Source organism: Pseudarthrobacter enclensis (assembly GCF_001457025.1).
Taxonomy (GTDB): domain Bacteria; phylum Actinomycetota; class Actinomycetes; order Actinomycetales; family Micrococcaceae; genus Arthrobacter; species Arthrobacter enclensis.
Window position 1 is genome coordinate 101,238 of record NZ_KQ758601.1, and the last position, 18,581, is coordinate 119,818.

18 protein-coding genes are annotated in these 18,581 nt (G+C 69.3%); 10 read left to right on the top strand and 8 right to left on the bottom strand.

The features are described 5' to 3' along the window. The first annotated feature begins 21 nt into the window (after window positions 1–21). Complete coding sequence (locus tag AS031_RS08595; RefSeq protein ID WP_058267735.1) at window positions 22–1,653, top strand: PucR family transcriptional regulator; 1,632 nt, start codon at window positions 22–24, stop codon at window positions 1,651–1,653. A 13-nt stretch (window positions 1,654–1,666) separates the two neighbouring features. On the opposite strand, the gene AS031_RS08600 is transcribed toward AS031_RS08595, so the two are convergent. From AS031_RS08600 to AS031_RS08610, 3 genes are all read right to left on the bottom strand, one after another. Continuing rightward, window positions 1,667–2,530, bottom strand: a complete 864-nt coding sequence (locus AS031_RS08600; RefSeq protein ID WP_371325977.1) for an IclR family transcriptional regulator — start codon at window positions 2,528–2,530, stop codon at window positions 1,667–1,669. Window positions 2,531–2,612: 82 nt separating this feature from the next. After that, window positions 2,613–3,869 (bottom strand): aminopeptidase P family protein, encoded by a 1,257-nt coding sequence (locus AS031_RS08605; RefSeq protein ID WP_058267737.1) that lies wholly within the window; start codon window positions 3,867–3,869, stop codon window positions 2,613–2,615. A 231-nt stretch (window positions 3,870–4,100) separates the two neighbouring features. After that, window positions 4,101–4,307: a hypothetical protein gene (locus tag AS031_RS08610; protein ID WP_058267738.1), complete on the bottom strand. Its 207-nt coding sequence runs from the start codon at window positions 4,305–4,307 to the stop codon at window positions 4,101–4,103. A 112-nt stretch (window positions 4,308–4,419) separates the two neighbouring features. On the opposite strand from AS031_RS08610, the gene AS031_RS08615 reads away from it, so the two are divergent. Next, window positions 4,420–4,884, top strand: a complete 465-nt coding sequence (locus AS031_RS08615) for an LpqB family beta-propeller domain-containing protein (protein ID WP_058267739.1) — start codon at window positions 4,420–4,422, stop codon at window positions 4,882–4,884. Then, window positions 4,881–6,635, top strand: coding sequence for a DUF5671 domain-containing protein (locus AS031_RS08620; RefSeq protein ID WP_058267740.1), 1,755 nt, complete (start codon window positions 4,881–4,883; stop codon window positions 6,633–6,635). Before AS031_RS08615 ends, AS031_RS08620 begins: the two co-directional genes overlap by 4 nt. Before the next feature lie 92 nt (window positions 6,636–6,727). Here the strand turns inward: AS031_RS08620 and AS031_RS08625 are convergent, their stop codons facing one another. Next, window positions 6,728–6,976, bottom strand: coding sequence for a hypothetical protein (locus tag AS031_RS08625; RefSeq protein ID WP_058267741.1), 249 nt, complete (start codon window positions 6,974–6,976; stop codon window positions 6,728–6,730). Window positions 6,977–7,062: 86 nt separating this feature from the next. On the opposite strand from AS031_RS08625, the gene AS031_RS08630 reads away from it, so the two are divergent. Next, window positions 7,063–8,937 carry a Na+/H+ antiporter gene (locus AS031_RS08630; RefSeq protein ID WP_058267742.1) on the top strand — a complete coding sequence of 625 codons (1,875 nt, stop codon included), beginning with the start codon at window positions 7,063–7,065 and terminating at the stop codon, window positions 8,935–8,937. Window positions 8,938–9,064: 127 nt separating this feature from the next. Further along, window positions 9,065–9,493, top strand: coding sequence for a VOC family protein (locus AS031_RS08635; RefSeq protein WP_058267743.1), 429 nt, complete (start codon window positions 9,065–9,067; stop codon window positions 9,491–9,493). A 6-nt stretch (window positions 9,494–9,499) separates the two neighbouring features. Here AS031_RS08635 and AS031_RS08640 read toward each other — a convergent pair whose 3' ends face one another. Beyond that, the gene (locus AS031_RS08640) at window positions 9,500–9,808 is read right to left on the bottom strand and encodes a hypothetical protein (protein ID WP_058267744.1); all 309 of its coding nucleotides are present in this window, start codon (window positions 9,806–9,808) and stop codon (window positions 9,500–9,502) included. A gap of 67 nt (window positions 9,809–9,875) precedes the next feature. Here AS031_RS08640 and AS031_RS08645 point away from each other — a divergent pair, with 67 nt between their 5' ends. Further along, on the top strand, window positions 9,876–10,235 hold the full coding sequence (locus tag AS031_RS08645) for a VOC family protein (protein ID WP_058267745.1): 360 nt from the start codon (window positions 9,876–9,878) through the stop codon (window positions 10,233–10,235). A gap of 47 nt (window positions 10,236–10,282) precedes the next feature. Here AS031_RS08645 and AS031_RS08650 read toward each other — a convergent pair whose 3' ends face one another. Beyond that, on the bottom strand, window positions 10,283–11,047 hold the full coding sequence (locus AS031_RS08650) for a GOLPH3/VPS74 family protein (RefSeq protein ID WP_058268057.1): 765 nt from the start codon (window positions 11,045–11,047) through the stop codon (window positions 10,283–10,285). Window positions 11,048–11,149: 102 nt separating this feature from the next. Here AS031_RS08650 and AS031_RS08655 point away from each other — a divergent pair, with 102 nt between their 5' ends. Beyond that, entirely contained in the window at window positions 11,150–11,623 is a 474-nt protein-coding gene (locus AS031_RS08655; protein WP_058267746.1) for a GNAT family N-acetyltransferase, read from the top strand. 100 nt (window positions 11,624–11,723) lie between these two features. Here the strand turns inward: AS031_RS08655 and AS031_RS08660 are convergent, their stop codons facing one another. Beyond that, window positions 11,724–13,352 carry an HNH endonuclease signature motif containing protein gene (locus AS031_RS08660; RefSeq protein ID WP_058267747.1) on the bottom strand — a complete coding sequence of 543 codons (1,629 nt, stop codon included), beginning with the start codon at window positions 13,350–13,352 and terminating at the stop codon, window positions 11,724–11,726. Between the two features lie 218 nt (window positions 13,353–13,570). Here AS031_RS08660 and AS031_RS20145 point away from each other — a divergent pair, with 218 nt between their 5' ends. The 3 genes from AS031_RS20145 (at window position 13,571) to AS031_RS08675 (ending at window position 18,331) form a co-directional block, all read left to right on the top strand. Beyond that, complete coding sequence (locus tag AS031_RS20145) at window positions 13,571–14,713, top strand: DUF6226 family protein (RefSeq protein ID WP_228379593.1); 1,143 nt, start codon at window positions 13,571–13,573, stop codon at window positions 14,711–14,713. Window positions 14,714–14,873: 160 nt separating this feature from the next. Beyond that, window positions 14,874–15,428 carry a hypothetical protein gene (locus tag AS031_RS08670; RefSeq protein ID WP_058267749.1) on the top strand — a complete coding sequence of 185 codons (555 nt, stop codon included), beginning with the start codon at window positions 14,874–14,876 and terminating at the stop codon, window positions 15,426–15,428. Beyond that, complete coding sequence (locus AS031_RS08675) at window positions 15,425–18,331, top strand: ATP-binding cassette domain-containing protein (RefSeq protein WP_058267750.1); 2,907 nt, start codon at window positions 15,425–15,427, stop codon at window positions 18,329–18,331. The genes AS031_RS08670 and AS031_RS08675 overlap by 4 nt, the downstream gene beginning before the upstream one ends. On the opposite strand, the gene AS031_RS19465 is transcribed toward AS031_RS08675, so the two are convergent. Further along, window positions 18,270–18,536: a DUF1272 domain-containing protein gene (locus tag AS031_RS19465; RefSeq protein ID WP_074446945.1), complete on the bottom strand. Its 267-nt coding sequence runs from the start codon at window positions 18,534–18,536 to the stop codon at window positions 18,270–18,272. The genes AS031_RS08675 and AS031_RS19465 overlap by 62 nt on opposite strands. Window positions 18,537–18,581 lie beyond the last annotated feature (45 nt).

Genomic DNA, 18,581 nt, shown 5'->3' on the forward strand with positions numbered 1-18,581 from the left:
CATTCGACCTTACGGAATGTCATGTCAGTGTCCCTCGGCGAAATACTCGCCCACCCGGCCCTCGCCGCCGCTGATCCCGTGGTCCACCCGCAGGGCGCAGACACCGCTGCACAGCCGGTGCGCTGGGTGCATTCAAGCGAGGTGCTGGACATCGCGCCGCTGCTCCGCGGCGGCGAACTGCTGCTGTGCGGCGGCATCACCCTCGCCACGGCAACGCCCGCCAGGCGCGCCGACTACGTGCGGGAACTGGCACAGCGCGGCATCGCCGCACTGGCCATCGAGACCGGCGGGGTTCTTCCCGAGGTGCCTCCAGCAATGCTGGAAACGGCGGAGGAATACGGGCTTCCGGTGGTGGAGCTGCGCAAAGTGGTGCCGTTCGTGGGCGTCATGCAGGCCATTAATTCCATCCTGGTCAGCGAGTCCGCGGGCCACCTGCACCAGGCGGACGCCGCAACCCGCGCCATGGCGGCGGAACTGGCCCACGGAGCGTCACTGGACAAGATCCTGGCCGTCCTGGCGGACATCACCGGTTCGGCCGTGCGGCTGGTGTCGCCCTGGGGCGTGGACCTGGGCAGCGCCGTGCCGGAAACAGCAACGGACGACGACGGCGCGGACGGGAGTGCGCAGGCGGAGGTTCCAGCCGGGGCCGCGGAGCTTCCCGGCGAGCCGCTTCCACCCGCGGCACCCGACGCCCCCAGCGTGCCCGATGCGCCCGCGGGGACGCTGATGGGCGTGGACATCCCCGTCCGCGGGGTCCTGATGGGCAGGCTGGAGGTGCGGGTGCCGCAGGGCGGGGACACAGCGCTGGCCCAGGTTGCCGGGGAACGCGCCGTCGACATCCTTGGCCTGGCGCTGCTGCAGCACACCCCGCCGGGCCTGCATGCCCAGGCCGGCGCCGAGCTGATGCGGGCCGTGCTCACGTCCGCACCGGAGTGGCGCCTGGAGCAGCTGGCGCCCGGCGCCGGCTTCCCCGCGGACTCGCCCCTGGTGGTCGCGGCGGTGCACGCGGCGGCCCCGCAGGAGCTGCGCGGTGCCATCGAGGCGTTCCTGAGCGCGGGCCGGATCCCGAGTGCCGCCTACCTGGACGATGCCGAACTCGTGGTGATGGCCAGCCTCCCGGACACGGAAACGGCCGGCGCCCGGCGCGGGCTGGTGGAGTCCCTGCAGGGGCTCGAAGGCAACCACGATGCGGTGATTTCGGTGGGTCCGCTGGCGGACGGGGTGGCGCGGGCCGCGTGGTCGCTGGCCGAGGCGCGCCGGGCGCTGGAAGTCCGCCAGGTCAGGCGCCGCAACGCCTCACCGCGCCGCCGGCCGCCGGCCCACGGCTTGGTGGTGGTGGACGCCGACGATGTGTCAGTGGAGAGCCTCGCCTTGACCGGGATGACCGCTTCCGCGCGGGAGGCGTTCGTCAACCACCACCTGCGCGCCGTCCTGCAGCACGACGCGCAGCGGCAGTCCCAGCTGCTGGAAACGCTGCATGTGTGGCTGGATTCGGGCTGCAATACTGCCCAGTCCGCCCGCGAGCTGCACCTGGAGCGGCAGTCGATGCACCACCGCCTCCAGCGGATTTTCGAGCTGTGCGGCGGCGATCCGCGCGGGACGGGCAAACTGGCTGCGCTGCACCTGGCGGTACGGATGGCGGACCTGCCCTAGGAACGGCCTGTGCCTAGACTGCTGCCCGGCCGCCCAGCCGCGTGGTGACCTGGGCGGCGGCGGCCATGCAGGCCTCGCCGAGGTCTTCAAGCCGTTCGCGTGAGACGCGGAACCTGGGTGCGGGAATGAGGACGACGGCGGTGACGTCGCCGCGGTGGTCGTAGGCCGGAGCGGCGACGCCCACCTCGTCCATCGAGGATTCGCCGTAGTTGCCGGCCCAACCCCGCCGGGCGACTTCCTGGAGCCGGGCCTCGTAAGCCTGCAGCCCGGCGTCGTCCAGCCCGGGGAAGGTGATGGTTCCGCTCCGCAGCAGTTCCCGGACCCGTTCAACGGGCTGGTTGGCCAGGAACACCTGCACGGAGGCGCTCATGGCATCCCGGTAGCGGGCGCCCAGCGGAGTGGTGTGCTTGATCTGGTGCGGGCTGGCGATCTGCTCCACGCAGATGGCCTCATCACCGTTCCAGAGCATGAGCGCACTGGTCTCCCCGGTCTGTTCGGTGAGCCGGCGCAGCACCGGGTACGCCACACGCCGCTCGTCCATTTCAGCGAGCAGCGGCCCGGCCACGGCGATCAGCCCCAGGCCCAGCCGGAACCGTCGGGTCTCGGGGTCCCGCTCCACCAGCCCTTCCTGCTCCAGGGTGGCCAGGATGCGGGAGACTGAACTCTTGTGCATGCCCACGCGGCCGGCGATATCCGTGACGCCCAGCAGTGGTTCCTCCGCGGAAAAGGTGCGCAGCACGGCGATGGCGTTGACGACGACGGAGGCGCCTTTGGCGTCCGCCCCGCCGTTGGTGCCGGCACCGCCGTCGGCCGTTGCGCCCGCGCTGTCCGCGGTCCCGCCGCTTTTCCTGGTGTCTTTGGCTGCTGCTGGAGTCATGGTAGCCATCATTTTTCCTTATGTTCGGCACAGACGCCGGAGGCGGCGCCACGTGTCCGTGACGCCGCCTCTGGTGTGGACGCTAGGCCTCGATGATGTTCTTTTCCGGGCCGAACGGGAACTTGGTGATGTTCTCCACCGTGTTGTCCTCGCCGATGACCAGGATGTCGTGCTCGCGGTAGCCGCCGGCACCGGGCTGGCCGTCCGCCACCGTGATCATCGGTTCCATGGAGACCACCATGCCCGGTTCCAGCACGGTGTCGATGTCCTCACGCAGTTCCAGGCCTGCTTCGCGGCCGTAGTAGTGGCTGAGGACGCCGAAGGAGTGGCCGTAGCCGAAGGTGCGGTTGGCCAGCAGGCCGTGGCTGATGTAGATCTCGTTCAGCTCGGCGGCGATGTCCTTGCAGACCGCACCGGGCTTTATGAGCTCCAGGCCGCGCTTGTGGACCTCGACGTTGATGTTCCACAGTTCCAGGGAGCGCTCGTCGGGCTGGCCCAGGAAGAGGGTGCGCTCCAGGGCGGTGTAGTAGCCGGAGGTCATGGGGAAGCAGTTCAGCGAGAGGATGTCGCCCTGCTGCAGCTTGCGGGTGGTGGCCCAGTTGTGGGCGCCGTCGGTGTTGATGCCGGACTGGAACCACACCCAGGTGTCCCGGACCTCGCGGTCCGGGAAGGTCCGGGCGATTTCGTGCACCATGGCTTCGGTGCCGATCAGGGCCACCTCGTACTCGGTGATGCCTTCGCGGATGGCGTTGCGGATGGCCTCGCCGCCCAGGTCGCCGATGCGGGCGCCGTGCTTGATGACCTCGATTTCCTCGGCGGACTTGATCATGCGCTGGCGCATGGCGTCCTGCGAGACGTCCAGCAGCTGGGCGCCCGGGAACGCGGCGGCGATCTTCTCGCGGGTCAGGCCGGGGAGGAAGTCGTCCTCGACGCCGAGGCGGGTTGCCTTGACGCCGCGCTGGCGCAGGGCTTCCTGCAGGCCGAAGTAGAAGTTGTCACGGCGCCAGTCGGTGTAGACGATGTTCTCGCCGTAGGAGGTGCGCCACGGCATGCCGGCATCGATGTTGGCGGTGACGGTGACGGAGTCGTCAGCGGTGACCACCAGGGCGTAGTTGCGGCCGAACGTGGTGTACAGGAAGTCGGAGTAGTACTTGATGCCGTGGTAGCTGGTGAGGATGACGGCGTCCAGTTCCTTGGCTGCCATGATCTTGCGGAGGCCGTTCAGGCGGCGCTCGAACTCGGCATCGGAGAAGGTGAGCTTGCCCTTGGAGCCGTTGTGGAGGACCTTGAGGCGCTCGAGTTCGGCAATGGACGATGCGTTATCGGCGGTGATAGTCATGGGTGCGCCTTTCTGCACGGTGGTTCTATGGAAGAAGTGGAACAAAGTTGCACTCATTGCAACGCTGTTGCCATAAACGTAAGGCGTGATGCAGCGCGCGTCAAGAGGTTTGTTGCACGTGGTTTGAAAATTGGGAAGCTAGCGCAACAAAAAAAGGGGCGAAGCCTGCAGGCCCGCCCCCTTTTGTTGCGTTGACAGCAACCGAGTTTTACTTAAAGAAGTTTTGTTGTGCTAGGTGTTTCCGGGTTCCTCAGCCTCCGGCTCCTGCGTTTCCTCCGGATGGTCCTTGTGGCGGGCTTCCTGGAGGTGGTGCTCCAGCTTCTCCTCGGCGTCGCGGCGCCGTTGGCCCACGGTACGCATCTGCTGCGTGGTGGGCGCGGTGTGTGCATGTTGATGCGGGCCTGCATCGTTGGGGCTGTCGACCCTGTTTTCCTGCATGGGACCATCGTCCCACCGCGGCTGTTGCCCGGATAGGGCCACAGCGAACCGCGGCCACACACCGGGCCTAAAGACACCTGCATAAGCCGCCGCCGGCGTGCATACTTGCGCCATGAGTGACGCCGCGCGCACCCCAGACCGGATCCTGTTAGTGCTGGTGGGCGTCGTGGGGCTGCTGGTGGTGGTGGCGCTGGCGGTGGTGTTCACCCGGGGCGGACCCGCCCCGCTGGATGAAGCCAGTCCGGCCGGAGTGGTGCAGCGCTACAGCAAGGCCGTGATCGACGGCGACAGCGCGGCAGCGGAAAAGTACCTCACCGACGGTGCCCGCAGCAGGTGCCTCGGCACGTACGGCGGGGTTCCCCGCCCGGCGCGCGTGGTCCTGGTGTCGACGACGGAACGCACCGATTCGGCCACGGTGCGGGTGTCGATCGTCCAGTCATCCCAGGGCGGCCCCTTTGGCCCCCCGGAGTATGAGATGGAGGACGCGTTCATGCTCCTGAAGGTCGGCAGCGAATGGAAGATCGACCAGCCGCCGTATCCGCTGACCTCCTGCACCCTGGAACCGGTGAAGCGATGACGGCGCCGGCGGCCGTTACGTCCCCGCCATCACAGGGCGGCGCCCTGGCCAGCCTCCGCCGCCTGATCATGTACGCGCTGCTCTTCGCCCTGGTGGTCATTGCAGCCTCCGGTGTGGGCGGCCTGCTGGAGCGCCTTTTCCAGACGGCGTCCGTCCTGGCCTCCGGCGATGTCCAGGGTGTGGCATTGTCGCTGGCGTTCACCCTGGTGGGTGGCCCGCTGGCGCTGCTCCTGTGGTGGTTTGCCTGGCGGCGCCTGGACGATCCTGCCGAGCGGACCGCCGCGGGGTGGGGGCTCTACCTGACAGCGATGTACGCGGTCTCGCTCATCATCGCCACCACGTCCTTGCTGGCCATGGCGGTGTCCTTCATCGACACCCGGGAGAGCCAGTGGCAGCCACCGCTGGCCACCGGCCTGGTGTGGCTGGGCATCTGGCTGTGGCACCGCTGGATGTGGAAGCGCCCCGCCAAGCCGTCCCGGCACCTGGACGACGTCAGGGCCGTCGTCGGCTCCGTCTTCGGCCTGCTGTTGGGCGCCGGCGCGGCCATCGCCGCCCTCAGCGCCCTGCTCGATGTCGCCATCCGCGGTTTTCCGCTCAGCGCGGGCTTCGAGCCCTGGTGGTACGCCGTGCTCCGGCCGCTCGTGTGGGCCGCGGGCGGCGCCCTGGTGTGGTGGTGGCACTGGTTCCGGGAGGGCGGCAGGCGCTTCCGGACCGGACTGGTGGACGTGGCGATGATCGCCGTCGGCGTGTTCGCCGCCGGGATCACCTCGCTGGGCGGGCTGGGTGTGGTGGTGTTCGTGCTGCTCCGCCTGGCCTTTGACCGCAGCGACCCGCTGAACCTGCTCCTCGAACCCCTGGCCCCCGCAGTGTCGGCCGCCCTCATCGGCGCCGTGGTGTGGCGCTATCACCGGACCACATCCGCGCACCGCTCCCCCACCACCCGGCGCGCCGGCCTGTTGGTGACATCGGCCGTGGCCCTGGCCGTCGCCGCAGCGGGAGTGGGCGTGGTGGTCAACGCCGTCCTGGCCGCGGCCGTTTCGCCGTTGGCGGGCGGCGGCACCCGCACCCTGCTCCTGGGCGGCATCAGCTCGCTGCTTGTAGGGGCACCGGCCTGGTGGCTGGCATGGGATCCGCGGCACCAGCCCCGGTCCGCTGACCAGATTCCGCCCGGGCGGCGGGTTTACCTGGTGGCGTTTTTCGGGGTCAGCGCCGTGGTGGCCCTGGTGACGCTGCTGGTGATCGGTTACCGGCTGTTCGAGTTCCTGCTCGGCGACGTGACCGGCGGCAGCCTGCTGGACCGTGTCCGCGCACCGCTGGGCCTGCTGGTGGCGGCCGGCCTGGTGGCCGGCTACCACTTTGCGCTGTGGCGGCACGACCGTGGCCTGCTGGCGGCGGCGGCCCCCGCCCGGAGACGGATCATCAGCATCACGCTGGTGAGCGGCTACCCGCCGGCCACGGTGGATCCCGAGGCTCTCGCGGCCGGCATCTCCGCCGCTGCCGGGGGCGCCAAGGTGACCACCTGGCTGCGGACGGACGACGGCGGCCCTGCAGTGCCGCCGTCGTCCGCCCCACCGGCGGCCGGGGACGTCATCCGGCAGGTAGCCGGCGCGCTGGAATCGTCCAGCGCGGAAGGAGCTGGGCGGGAAGGAAGCGCAGGCCGGCACGTCCTGGTAATGGTGGGACCAGCGGGGCGGGTGGAGGTGGTTCCGCTCGAAGCCCCCGGAAGCAGGCCACCTGAACCAGTGGTATGACTCCGGGGAGCCATGCGCCCAACACGGCCAGCGCACTGGACCAGGTCGTTACCCGCCGTTTCAGGCCTGCCGTCACTTAGCCTGTCCGGACGTCAGCTGGAGGCGTCCTTCTCGATCTCCTCGGCGAGGTCGTCCACCTCTTCAGGCCGGGCCTCGATGCCGGCTTCCTCGAACCGTTCCTCCAGGACGGAACTGACGTCGTCCTGGACATGGCCCAGCTGGATCTCGTGCCGCACGTCCTCGGCGATGGACTCGGGAGTCTCGTCGGACGCCGCTCCCGCGGCGATCTCGTCGCTGCCGTCAAAGGGGTCGTCTGCGCCGCCGGTTCCGGAATCAGTCATACCCCATGGTTACCCGCCCGCCGGCCGGAGTAAACAGACCCCGCGTGGCCTGTTCGCCGTCCGAACCTGCCTGAGAGAATGACCCCATGGAAATCGCCCTGGGCGTCCTGGTGCTGGTTGCGGTGGTGTGTGCAGGCAGCGCCCTGGGCCGGAAACTCAACATCTCGGTGCCGCTGGTCCTGGTGCTGATCGGCGTCGCGGGGTCCTTCCTGCCGTTCGTCCCTGACATCGAGTTGAACCCCGAAGTGGTGCTGGTGGGACTGTTGCCGCCACTGCTGTATGCGGCGGCGCTGCGGACGTCCCTGTTCGACTTCGGCTCGAACCGGCGGGCCATCGGCCTGCTGTCGGTCGGCTACGTCATCTTCGGCACCGTCAGCGTGGGGTTCGTGGTCTGGTGGCTGTTCCCGGAGATCCCGCTGGCCGCCGCCATGGCTTTGGGCGCGGTCCTGGCCCCGCCGGATGCCGTGGCGGCCACTGCCATTGCCCGGAAAGTGGGGATGCCCCGCAGGATCGTCACCATCCTCGAGGGTGAGTCCCTGGTCAACGACGCCACCGCGCTGATCTGTCTGCGGGCCGCCATTGCCGCCATCTCCGGGGCGGTGTCCGTGGCGGGCATCGCCGGCGACTTCCTGCTGGCCGTGGGCGGCGGGCTGGTGGTGGGCATCGCCGCGGCCTACGTGTTGACCATGCTCCGCAAACGGATCCGGAACGTCGCCATCAACACCTCCACCTCGCTGGTGGCGCCGCTCGTGGCGTACCTGCCCGCGGAGGCGATCCACGCGTCCGGGGTGCTGGCCGTCGTCGTCACCGGCCTCATCATGGGCACCAAGGCCCCGTCGATGCCCAACGGCGCGGCCCGGCTGAGCCAGCGCAGCAACTGGAACACGGTCCAGTTCCTGCTGGAAAACTCGGTGTTCCTGCTGATCGGGCTGCAGGTACGCAGCATCGTCGAAGGCGTCCAGGACGACTCCCTGGGAGCGGGCCGGATCTGGGCCGGGTGCGCGGTGATCCTGCTTGCGGTGCTGGTGCTGCGCCCGGTGTGGGTGTTCCCGGCCACCTACCTGCCGCGCCTCATTCCCTCCGTTCAGCGCAAGGACCCGGCGCCTCCGTGGCAGTTCCCGGCCATCGTCTCCTGGGCCGGGATGCGCGGCGTGGTCACGCTGGCAGCGGTGCTGGTGCTGCCGGAAGACCTCGAACACCGGTCCGTGCTGATCCTGGCAGCCCTGGTGGTGGTGGGCGGCACGCTGGCGCTGCAGGGCTTCACGCTGCCTGCGCTGGTGCGCGTGCTGCGGGTGCAGGGGCCGGACCAACGGGAGGATGCCTTGAACCAGGCGTCCCTGACGCAGCTGGCCACCGCGGCAGGCGTGGCCAGGCTGCACGAGCTCCGGACGGAGGACGACCCGCCGGAGGTGGTGTCCATGCTGAAGCGCCGCACCCAGGAGCGCGGGCTGGCCGCCTGGGAGCGGCTGGGCCGGCCGTCCGGGGAGACAGCAACACCCAGTGAGCGCTATGCCCGGCTGCGGCTGGCCATGCTGGAGGCTGAACGGGAAAAAGTCCTGGAGCTGCGGCGCGGCGGCGAATACGCCCAGGAAGTGCTCACGGCCGTCCTCGACCGGCTGGACGTGGAGGAATCCATGCTCGACGGCGTGCTCGAGGAGGTCGACACATCCGGCGACGGCGGTGGCGAGGGGGTTGCCAAACCGGGCGGTGAGTGCGCGCATTTGGAGTCCGCGGGGTCGCCGGAAGTGCCCGGGGACGCCTTCTGCGACGACTGCGTCAAGGAAGGCACGACGACGGTCCACCTGCGCATGTGCCTCGACTGCGGCAAGGTAGGGTGCTGCGATTCGTCCCCCGCGTCCCACGCCTCGCGGCACTTCCGGACCACCGGTCATCCCGTCATGCGGAGCATCGAGCCGGGCGAGGACTGGCGCTGGTGCTACGCGGACGACCTCCTGGGATAGGCGGGTTGCGTCCTTCCCGGCGCCGCCCGAGCCCTTTAGGCTGGGCGAATGCCGGCACACCGGCATCTTTGCCTGCCGAGCTCTCAACGCACCGACGGACCACCGCACCAACCCCAAGGATGGACTCATGACCGGCATCTCCGCGCAGGATCCAGTACGCACCGCAGGGCCACAGGTTTACGTCAGTTTTCCCGGAACAGCGCGGGAAGCGCTGGGCTTCTACCGGGACGTCTTCGGCGGCGAGCTTGCCCTGCACACCTACCGGGACTTCAGCAGGAGCGACGGCTCCCCGGACGCCATCGCCCACGGAACGCTGAGCGGCGTCGTCGCGCTGGCAGGCTCGGATGCCGCGGACGGCGAGCCGGCCGCCAAGCCCCAAGGCATCATGCTGTCCCTGCTGGGAACCGCCGAACCGGCAGTCCTGCACGAATGGTTCGACAGGCTCAGCACCGGCGGATCGGTAGTGGACCCGCTGGGGCCGAAGCCGTGGGGTGCGTCAGATGGCCAGGTGATTGACCGCTACGGGCTGCACTGGCTGATCGGCTACGAGGACTAGCTGGAACTACAACCGGCGGCGCGGCCGCCGGCCCAACCGGAATCCGGCCCAGAACGCCAGGACCAGCAGTCCTGCGACGGCGATGGCCAGGCCGATCTGCGTCCCCTGGGTCACGAATGCCATGCCGGAACCGCTGAAGAAGTCGTTACTCAGCGGCGCATAGGCGAACCAGCCAAAGCTGGACTTCACCTGCCCGTTCCAGGCGACCAGGCAGCCTGCGAGCACCACGCCCAAGGCCAGGACCGGCACGACGGCGGCGCGAAGTCCTGCCCGATTGGATGGCGGGTGCTGGTCAAATGTGTTGTTCTCCCCCATGAAAGTGAGTCTAGCCGGGAACCGGGCAGCCCTTTCCGGCACCGTCCGGCGGGTCTAGGCTGGGCGGATGTTGACCATCGGCACCATCGTCCTCGGCGTCAACGACGTCGCCCGCTCCACCGATTTCTGGCATGCGGCCCTCGGCTACGTACCCCGCGAACCCGGTGACGGGACCTGGGTGACGCTGGCACCGGCGTCGGGTCCTGGAGCGCTGCTGTCCCTGATGTTGAGCGAAACCCCGGTCCAGGACCACCCCCGGATCCACCTTGACCTGTACGCGGAGGACCAGGCGGCAGAGGTGGAACGCCTGGTTTCACTGGGTGCCCGGCGGGTCGACTGGGACCTCTATCCGGACGACCCGGACTTCATCGTCCTCGAGGATCCGGACAGTAACAGGTTCTGCGTCATCGACAGGAGCGGGGCGTAGTCACTTTCAGGGCAGCCCCGCAGGGTTGGCCCGGAGTGGCGCCCGCGTCACAGGGTGGCGGCTTCCTCCTCCGCCAGCCGGATCAGGCGGAGTTCGTCCTCAACGGCACGGGCGGGCCAGTAGTCCTTTGCCAGTCCTGACGCCCAGGCCCTGTCAGCGTCCGGGAAGAGTTTGTGCAGCAGCCCCGCCGCCTCAAGCAGCGCGATGAGGGCCAGGGCACGGGTTCTGCCGGTTCCGGGCAGCCCGTTGCCGGCCTGTGCCGCCGACGCCCCGGCGGGGGTACCGGCGGGGGTTCCGGCCGGTGTTCCGGCCGGTGTTCCGGTTGACGGCCCATCCGGCACCCGGGTTTCCGGCGACGCGGCGTTCAGCGCGGACGCGAGCCTTTTTAGCAGCGCAGCTTCCGGCGCGTGGTCCCTTTCCGGGTAGCGGACAGGCCGAAACCGCGCCAGGTGCCGCTCCCCCACATGCTCCACGATGCCCAGGGCCGCCATGCCCTCGTAGATCCGCTGCACCTGTGGACGGCCTTCCATGATGGATACCCATCTGGCGGGTGTGTGGGGCCGGGACTTGCCGCGGATCAGTTCCAGTTCCGGTGCAAGGTCATCCCTGGCGGGCGAGCCCGTGGTCCGGAGGTGCTTGCCCGCCAGTTCAATGGCTCCGGCAAGCTCGAGCTCAGCCAGCACGGCGCCTGCCACCGCTGTCCTCAGGACGAACAGCGGCACCTCGGGTTTGCCGTCCTTGTCATTCGTTGCCAGGATCAGGAACTCCTGTGGCAGGTTCAGGGCCACTGCGGCGGGTGCTTCCTCGTTCATAGGGCCATGGTGGACCTGTTGGACGGGCGCCACCACGGCCATTAGTACCTAGCTGCTGCCCGGCTCCGTCACTCGCCACCGGGCGCCGGTAGATTTGGGGCGATGATACTCATAGACCGGGACGATCCCGCGCGCGCCGACATCCGGGACCTCCTGAGTGAGCACCTTGCCGACATGTACGCCACCTCACCGGCTGAGAGCGTCCACGCCCTGGACCACTCAGCACTGTCCGTGCCGTCCGTGACGTTCTGGAGTGCGCGGGAGGACGGCAGCCTGCTGGGGTGCGGCGCCCTCAAGCTCCTGGTTCCTCCTGCGGGCCCCGCTGTGACGGGAGAGATCAAGTCCATGCGGACTGCCGCGCAGGCCCGGGGACGGGGCGTGGCCACGCTCATGCTCGCGAATATCGTGGACCACGCCCGCGCCCGGAATTTTGAGGCCCTTTACTTGGAAACCGGCACGGAAGACTACTTTGCGCCGGCGCGGCGACTCTACCTGCGCCATGGCTTCACCGAATGCCCTCCGTTCGGCAACTACCGGCTCGACCCCAACAGCGTGTTCATGGAGCTCCGCCTCTAACAGACCAAGTCCGATGAACCTGCCCGGTACTTCGCTACGCAATGGCTTGCCGGCACTCCACGGCTACCAGGCTTGGCGGCTTTGCGAGCCAGGCCGGACTTCAGGCGGCCAGGTAGGTGGTGATGATCCGTTCGAGGAGGCTCAGCTCCGCGTCCGGCTCGGCGGGCCCGACCGGAAAGTCGCCGGTCGAGTTGCCCGGGTGCAGGCCCGTTGATCCGACCGGGCGCAGACCGGTCGGGCTGTCCAGTGGAAGGCCCGTCGAGTTGTCCGGAAGGCCGGTCGAATTGTCCGGGGACGGGGCTGTCGAACTGGGCTGCTGCAGGCCGGTCGAACTGGCCGGCCATAATTCCGGCGGGATGATGGGTGGGGTCCGGTCGGGTTGTTCTGCCGGGTAGTGCCTGCCGGTCGGCGAGGTCCAGCCCGGCGGTTCGTCCTTGGTGGCGGGGGTGGGTGTCCAGCGGCTTTGATGCTTCAGCCGGTGATGTTTCGGGCATACCTGGCCCAGATTACTGACCCCGGTGGCCCCACCATGCTCCCAAGCGGTCAGATGATCATTCTCGTTATCCGTAGTGTGGTTGCTGCAGCCCGGGAACGTGCACTTACCATCCCGCACCCGCAACCACTTCTTCAGGCCCTCCGGCAACCGGTAGCTCCTCCGGCCGATCTCCAACGGCGCCCCATCCCGGGGATCCACCAACAACCTGTACAACGACCCCGCACCCTCGCCCACCAGCCTCCGCGCCACCGACGCCGGAACCGGACCATACCCATCAACCTCGCCCGGCTCATCCGTGACACCCAACGTGGACAGCACCGGGACCACGACCAGCACATCGGCCTTCGGCGACGGAAGCTTCCGCAGATCAGGGCCCGTCTCACCCAGCAACAGATTGGCACCGACATCGGCCCGCAACTGCGGCAAGGTCCGGACCTCGCCCGGGCCCTGCAAACCACGCCCGATCGCCGTGGCCTTATTCCAAATGGCGCAGGCAGTACCGCCGGGCAGAAGCAGCGAAATCCGGGCCATCCCATCAGGCTCGGGCCGGTACTCCATCCGACGGTCCGCCACAGCCAACGCATGCCGGACCTCCAACGTGTCCGGGTACTGACGCTCCCGCCACGACCGGACCTTCCGCCGGAACCGCGACGGGACCAACTCCCCCGGCACCGCACCACGGGCCGGGTTGGGCGCCTGCGGGTCGAAAAAGTGCGCCTCCAACGCCGCCACCCGTACCGGATCCAGTCCGCTGGTTTCATCAGCCAACACCCGCGCATGCTGCCAGGAGATGGTCCCGGCCTGCAACGCATCCAACGCCAACGGCAACGACGTGGTCAACGCGTGCGCCTCACCCAACAGGTTTGACGCCGCACCCTCACCCACCGTCAACACACCCGCGACCTCAGCCACCAAGCACTTCTCCCGAGCCGACGCCTCAAACGCACCCGAGACAGGCCCCTCCAACACCTCCGACACCGAAGCATAAGCGGCCACCAAACGAACCTTCACCGCCGCAGCAGCAGCCTCAACCCGCGCCAACACCTCCAAACCAGAAAGGCACCGCTCAGCCAAGGCCCCCAAAGGATCACCTTCAGCCGAAACACCTGACCGGCGCCGGGACAAAGGAGGGGTGACGACCTCCGAAAGCTGGTCAACCAGCCCGGCGACAGACGCAACGGCAGCCGCTACCCCGGCCCCGCCACCCGCATCCACCACCAAACTGGTCTCCATGAACCAAGTCTCACAGGAGGGTCTGACATTCCAAGCCGCACCTGACCGGGACTCCCCGCGGCTCTCGTACAGGAACCCCACGCTGCCGCGCAACGAAGCTGCGGCATCACAAAGCCGGAGCCGCCCCAAGGCGGGTTGACGACGGCGGGTGGGCGCCCGCCGTCGTCCGTCCCTGAGTGGGACTGCGCCTCCCCGCCTGGCCCCGCTAGGATCCCGCCATGGGGGAATTGTTTGAAGGTGCGCCTACTCAACTGCCCGAGCCGATGGCGCTCGGGGTGGCGCTGTACCGGCCGGTTCAGGAGCAGCCTCAGCCTGTAAGGCACGTGGGCGGCTACGAGCCGTTCATCGAGTTCTGCCGGGGCCTGGGCGTCCAACCTGCGGAACTGGCTGGGGACGCCATCCGCCTGTTGCGCTTCCTGCGCCAGGCCGCGCCGGGCATCGTCAATGACGGCGCCCTCAAGAATGCGGCAGCGGTATTCGCGGGCAACACCCTGGCCCGGGCGAGGCCGGATGCGGAGTGGAAGGCCAATGAGGGCGGCGCGCCCACCGTAGGAACGGAGGAGCTCCAGTTCGAGGTGGACCGTCTCCTGGACGGCCTCAACATCGCCGACGACGCGGCGGTCGAGGGGCTGATTGCGAAGGTATCGGACTGGGCCCGGAGCCAACCCGACCCGCCGATGATGCAGCCCCGCCCGACATCCCGGAGCACTGACCACTCGTATGTCCGGCCCGCCCTTCCGGTGAATACGTACGACGCGGAAGACGGGACAGCCATTCCGTACGGCCACAGGTGGGGCGAGGACGGCCCTGACCCGGACTCCTACAGCGTGACCAGCCATCCGGAACGATTCACGGGGCTGCACCTGGTGGCCCGCGCGCTGATCGATTACCTGGTGGCCGTGTACGACGTGGAGGTCCTCGAATACAAGGCCTTGGCGGCCGACATGATGATTGAAGCCCGTGACGTGGTGACGGCGGTCAGGCTCACCCCTCGTGCCTCCGATGCTGCGCCCCTGACATTCATCCTGACCGGTTTTCCGGGCGTTGTGGTGCATGCCGGGGTGCTGCATGACTTCGCGTTCCCGGTGTGCGGCTGCGATGCCTGCGACGAGACGGTCCTGACACAAGCAGACCGGCTGGAACGCCTGGTCCTCAGCGTGGCGGCCGGCGGGTATGCCGAACGCTACCCCGTGGGCGGGCGGCGCTGGCGTGAATACGCGTTGACGGCGTTCGACGGGTCCGGCGCGGAAAGCGGCAAAGGCGAGCCCGGCCCCCTCAGCCCGTCCCGGCTTCGCGAGGCCGAGCTCCGGCTGAGGGACGTCCAGCGCGGCTGGGCGCCCTGGCCGCTGCGGCAGCACTAAACACCAAGAAGCACACCAAGCCCAGGAAGCGGACGACGGCGGGCGCCCACCCGCCGTCGTACTCTTCCGTCCCACGGGACCGGGCCACCCGGGTCGGAACCCCGCGTCACACAACGTGACGGCACCTGATTCCGGACAGGCAACGCCCTACCCTTGACACGTGACTCTGACTACGAAGCGTGCCGCCGCAAGCTCCCTCGCCGCCGGGCTCCTGTTGACCCTCGCCGCGTGTTCCACGCCGGCCGCGACCCAGCCCAGCTCATCCGCCCCCGCATCCTCCGCCAGCGCCAGCGCGTCCGCCAGCGCCGACGCCGGCCCCTGCGCCGGTGTGAAAGTCATCGTCGACTCCGCTTCGCTGAACCAGGCCGCCGCAGACACCTCCGCCTGCGTGCCCGCGGACGGACCCGCCCTGGCGTCGGACGTGCTGGGCAAAGCCGACGTGAAGATCGAGGGCACCGCCAAGTACCCCACGAGCTTCGCGTGCCGCGTCAACAGCGTGCCCGCCGCGGACTTCGACATCAAGCACAAGGGCGGCACCATCCGCGAAGCGTGCGATGACAAAAACACCGTCTCCTACTGGGCCCTCTGGGTGAAGCCCGCCAACGGCGACTGGGCGTACGCGCAGGAAGGCCTGGACAGCCTCAAGCTCAACCCGGGCGAGAGCCTTGAACTGCTGTACACGGTGGACGGCGAACCCGCAGCACCCGCGGCATGACCTTCCGGCCCGCGCCGTTACGCGCAGCGGCGGTCCTCGCCGCTGTGTTTATCGCGGCGCGGGTCATCTACCGCGTTCTCTTCAACGGGGCGGGCCTCGGTGCCCCGCTCCTGCTCGACCTTCCCCAGCTGCGGCTGCCGACCCCTTATGCCCATGTGGTCCTCCTCGGCCCGGTCTCGGCGCCCGGGGTCTGGGCGGCGGTCGTTTCAGCGCTCCCCATCGCCGCGACCATCCTGGCGTTCGGGCTGCTGAACGCGTGGGTGGACGTGGCCCGCGGTTTCGTGCATCTGGCCCGTCGCGGGCCGCTGCAGGGCGTCGCCCGGATGCTGGTGGTGGCGTGGTCCGCGCTTCCGGCGTTGGCCGACGCCGTCACCTCCGTCCGCCTCGCGTTCCGGCTGCGGGGCGAAAAGTTCGGCCCGCGCGCCCTGGTGCCCATCCTCGAACGGACACTGGAGCACGCCGCCAGGGTGGCCGCCGCGCTGGAGCTGCGCGGCTTCGGCAGCAGGGGCGCTCACCGTTCAACGGACGACGACGGCACTGGCCACACACAGGCTCCGCTCCTGGTGCGCGACGCCAGGTTCCGGATTGGCGACACCGAACTCCGAGTGGCTGACTTTCAGCCGCGGCCCGGGACCGTGTCCGTGCTGACCGGCCCCACCGGCTCCGGAAAGTCGACTATCCTGCGCGGCATCGCGGGGCTTCTCTCCCACGTGGACGGCGGCAACCTCACCGGCACGGTCCGCGTCGCCGGGCTGGACCGGGCAGCGACGCCGCCGCGCGAGACCGCCCGATCGGTCGGCGTCGTGCTGCAGAACCCCCGGGCCGCGTTCGCCACCACCCGGGTCCGGGACGAGATCGCCCTCGCCCTGGACCTGCGAGGCGTGGCGGCCGCCGACTCCAAGGCCCGCGTGGCCGAGGTGGCGGAGCGCATCGGGGTGTCGGCGCTGCTGGACCGGACCATCAGCACCCTCTCGGCGGGTGAGGCGGCGCTGGTGGCCATGGCGGCCGCCGTCGTGGAGCAACCGGCCCTGCTCCTGGTGGACGAACCCCTGGCGGATCTCGATAAATGGGCCCGCGCCCGCGTGATTGTCGTGCTCCAGGCGCTCGCCCGCGACGCCGGTGTGAGCGTCATCGTGGCCGAACACCGGGCCGAGGCCCTGGTTTCCATCGCCGACTCCTGGTGGGCCATCCGCGACGGCGCCCTGGTTCCGGGTGCCGCGCCCGCCCCTTCTGCACCCGCTGTGGCCGCACCCACCGCTGTTCGTGACACGTCTGCGCCGCCCGTGCTGACCGCCTCGCATCTCTCGGTACACAAGAACGGGAGCCCCTTGGTGCGGGGCGCGTCAGTGACCCTGTATCCCGGCGAAGTGACGGCGCTGGTGGGACCCAACGGGGCCGGAAAATCCTCTGTGCTGGTGGCCCTCGCCCTGGGCGGCGGCAAGGGCGTCGAGGGAACGATTGACACGGGAACGGCCGACGGCGGCAGGGTCGCCCTGGTGCCCGACGCCTCCGACGACCTGTTCACCCGGGACACCGTGGCGGCGGAGCTGCACGCGGCCGAACGCCGCCTGGCCCGACGCAGGGGTGCAGCACCGGTGGCTCCCGGGTTCGCCGCGGCGCACCTGGCCCGGCTGCGCGGGGAGGCCGGAATTCCGGTCGGGCACGAGCATCCCCGGGACCTTTCAGCCGGGGAACGCCGGATCCTCGCGATTGCGCTGCAGACCCTGGACCAACCCCGGGTCCTCCTGATTGACGAGCCCACCCGCGGCCTCGATCCTGCGGCCCGCACGGCGGTGGCCAGGGCTTTGCGGGCTGCGGCGGAGGATGGGGCGGCCATCCTCATCGCCACCCACGACCTTCCATTCGCCCACGGCCTCGGCGCCCGGATCCTGCCGATGCGGGACGGCGTAGCCCCCGCGGCTGAACCGGAGACTGCAACTGAGTGTGCCTCACCTCCGCAGCCCATCACCCTGCCCCTGATCGTGGACCGGTTGCCGGACGTGGCCCCGGGCAAGCCGGGCCGAAGGATCCGGCTGCCCCGTTCCGTTGAGCTCACCTTGCTGGCAGTCGCCAACCTGCTGGCGCTCGGGGCCTTCTGCTGGCCCCTGCTGGCCGCGGCCCTCCCGACGGATGCCGCCGCAGCGATGCCCTACGCGGCACTGGCCATCGCACCCGTGGCGGCTGTCGCCGTCGTGGTTTCACTGGACGGTTCGGTGCGTTCGGCACACACGGTAGCGCTGCTCGGAGTGCTGGCGGCCGTGGGGTCGGCGGTGCGGGTGGCGAGTACCGGCGTCGGGGGCGTGGAGGCGGTGTTCATCCTGCTGGTCCTGGCCGGCCGTGCGTTCGGCGCCCGGTTCGGGCTGCTGCTGGGCACCGCCACGATTGCGTTGTCCAGTGCGCTGTGGGGCGGACTCGGGCCGTGGACGCCGTTCCAGGTTTTCGCGTGTGCGTGGGTGGGCGCCGGGGCCGGGCTGCTTCCGAAACTGGTGCGCGGCAAGGCCGAGTTGGTGATGCTGGCCGGGTACGGGATCGTGGCGTCCTACCTGTTCGGGCTGCTCACCAACCTGTGGTTCTGGCCGTTCGCGGTGGGCGCCGGCACGGGCATCTCCTACGAACCGGGCGCGCCGCTGGCCACCAACCTGAGCAGCTTCCTGCTGTATTCGCTGCTGACCTCGACGGCCGGGTGGGACACGCTGCGGGCCGTAACCACGGCAGTCGGCGTCGCCGTGGTGGGCCGGGCGGTCCTGGCCGCGCTGCGCCGGGTCAAGCCGGTGTCGGGTGGAATGGCGGGTCAGGGTAACCGGACTGCGCAGGCCCAGGAGCGGTCGGCTGAAGAATCGATTAAAGAGCTGCCAGTTCGGAGCGGCCAGTCTTCGGGAGGCAGTCCGGCGAGAAGACCCTGACCTGGCTGGCCGGGTTGTTCACCAGAGCAGCGGCCGGCCGGACTGGGCGGCGCTGCAGGTCTCCCCCGCAATTGGGACAGGAACCGTTGGGGAAGCGTTCCACGCACTCAGGGCACCAGGTGCATTCAAAGGTGCAGATATACGCCTCCGCAGAGGGCGCAATATCCCGGTCGCAGCACTCGCAATTGGGTCTGATCTCAAGCATGGGGAAAGCCTACCCGCGGGAAATGCACGCCCGGACCGCCGTACC

Excerpts from the sequence above, each read along its gene's own strand:
- AS031_RS08640 (WP_058267744.1), bottom strand. The coding sequence starts at position 9,808 with ATGGGGGAGAACAACACATTTGACCAGCACCCGCCATCCAATCGGGCA.
- AS031_RS08645 (WP_058267745.1), top strand. The coding sequence starts at position 9,876 with ATGTTGACCATCGGCACCATCGTCCTCGGCGTCAACGACGTCGCCCGC.
- AS031_RS08600 (WP_371325977.1), bottom strand. The coding sequence starts at position 2,530 with ATGACTCCAGCAGCAGCCAAAGACACCAGGAAAAGCGGCGGGACCGCG.
- AS031_RS08660 (WP_058267747.1), bottom strand. The coding sequence starts at position 13,352 with ATGGAGACCAGTTTGGTGGTGGATGCGGGTGGCGGGGCCGGGGTAGCG.
- AS031_RS20145 (WP_228379593.1), top strand. The coding sequence starts at position 13,571 with ATGGGGGAATTGTTTGAAGGTGCGCCTACTCAACTGCCCGAGCCGATG.
- AS031_RS19465 (WP_074446945.1), bottom strand. The coding sequence starts at position 18,536 with ATGCTTGAGATCAGACCCAATTGCGAGTGCTGCGACCGGGATATTGCG.
- AS031_RS08615 (WP_058267739.1), top strand. The coding sequence starts at position 4,420 with ATGAGTGACGCCGCGCGCACCCCAGACCGGATCCTGTTAGTGCTGGTG.
- AS031_RS08650 (WP_058268057.1), bottom strand. The coding sequence starts at position 11,047 with ATGAACGAGGAAGCACCCGCCGCAGTGGCCCTGAACCTGCCACAGGAG.
- AS031_RS08635 (WP_058267743.1), top strand. The coding sequence starts at position 9,065 with ATGACCGGCATCTCCGCGCAGGATCCAGTACGCACCGCAGGGCCACAG.
- AS031_RS08655 (WP_058267746.1), top strand. The coding sequence starts at position 11,150 with ATGATACTCATAGACCGGGACGATCCCGCGCGCGCCGACATCCGGGAC.
- AS031_RS08605 (WP_058267737.1), bottom strand. The coding sequence starts at position 3,869 with ATGACTATCACCGCCGATAACGCATCGTCCATTGCCGAACTCGAGCGC.
- AS031_RS08595 (WP_058267735.1), top strand. The coding sequence starts at position 22 with ATGTCAGTGTCCCTCGGCGAAATACTCGCCCACCCGGCCCTCGCCGCC.
- AS031_RS08610 (WP_058267738.1), bottom strand. The coding sequence starts at position 4,307 with ATGCAGGAAAACAGGGTCGACAGCCCCAACGATGCAGGCCCGCATCAA.
- AS031_RS08675 (WP_058267750.1), top strand. The coding sequence starts at position 15,425 with ATGACCTTCCGGCCCGCGCCGTTACGCGCAGCGGCGGTCCTCGCCGCT.
- AS031_RS08625 (WP_058267741.1), bottom strand. The coding sequence starts at position 6,976 with ATGACTGATTCCGGAACCGGCGGCGCAGACGACCCCTTTGACGGCAGC.
- AS031_RS08630 (WP_058267742.1), top strand. The coding sequence starts at position 7,063 with ATGGAAATCGCCCTGGGCGTCCTGGTGCTGGTTGCGGTGGTGTGTGCA.
- AS031_RS08620 (WP_058267740.1), top strand. The coding sequence starts at position 4,881 with ATGACGGCGCCGGCGGCCGTTACGTCCCCGCCATCACAGGGCGGCGCC.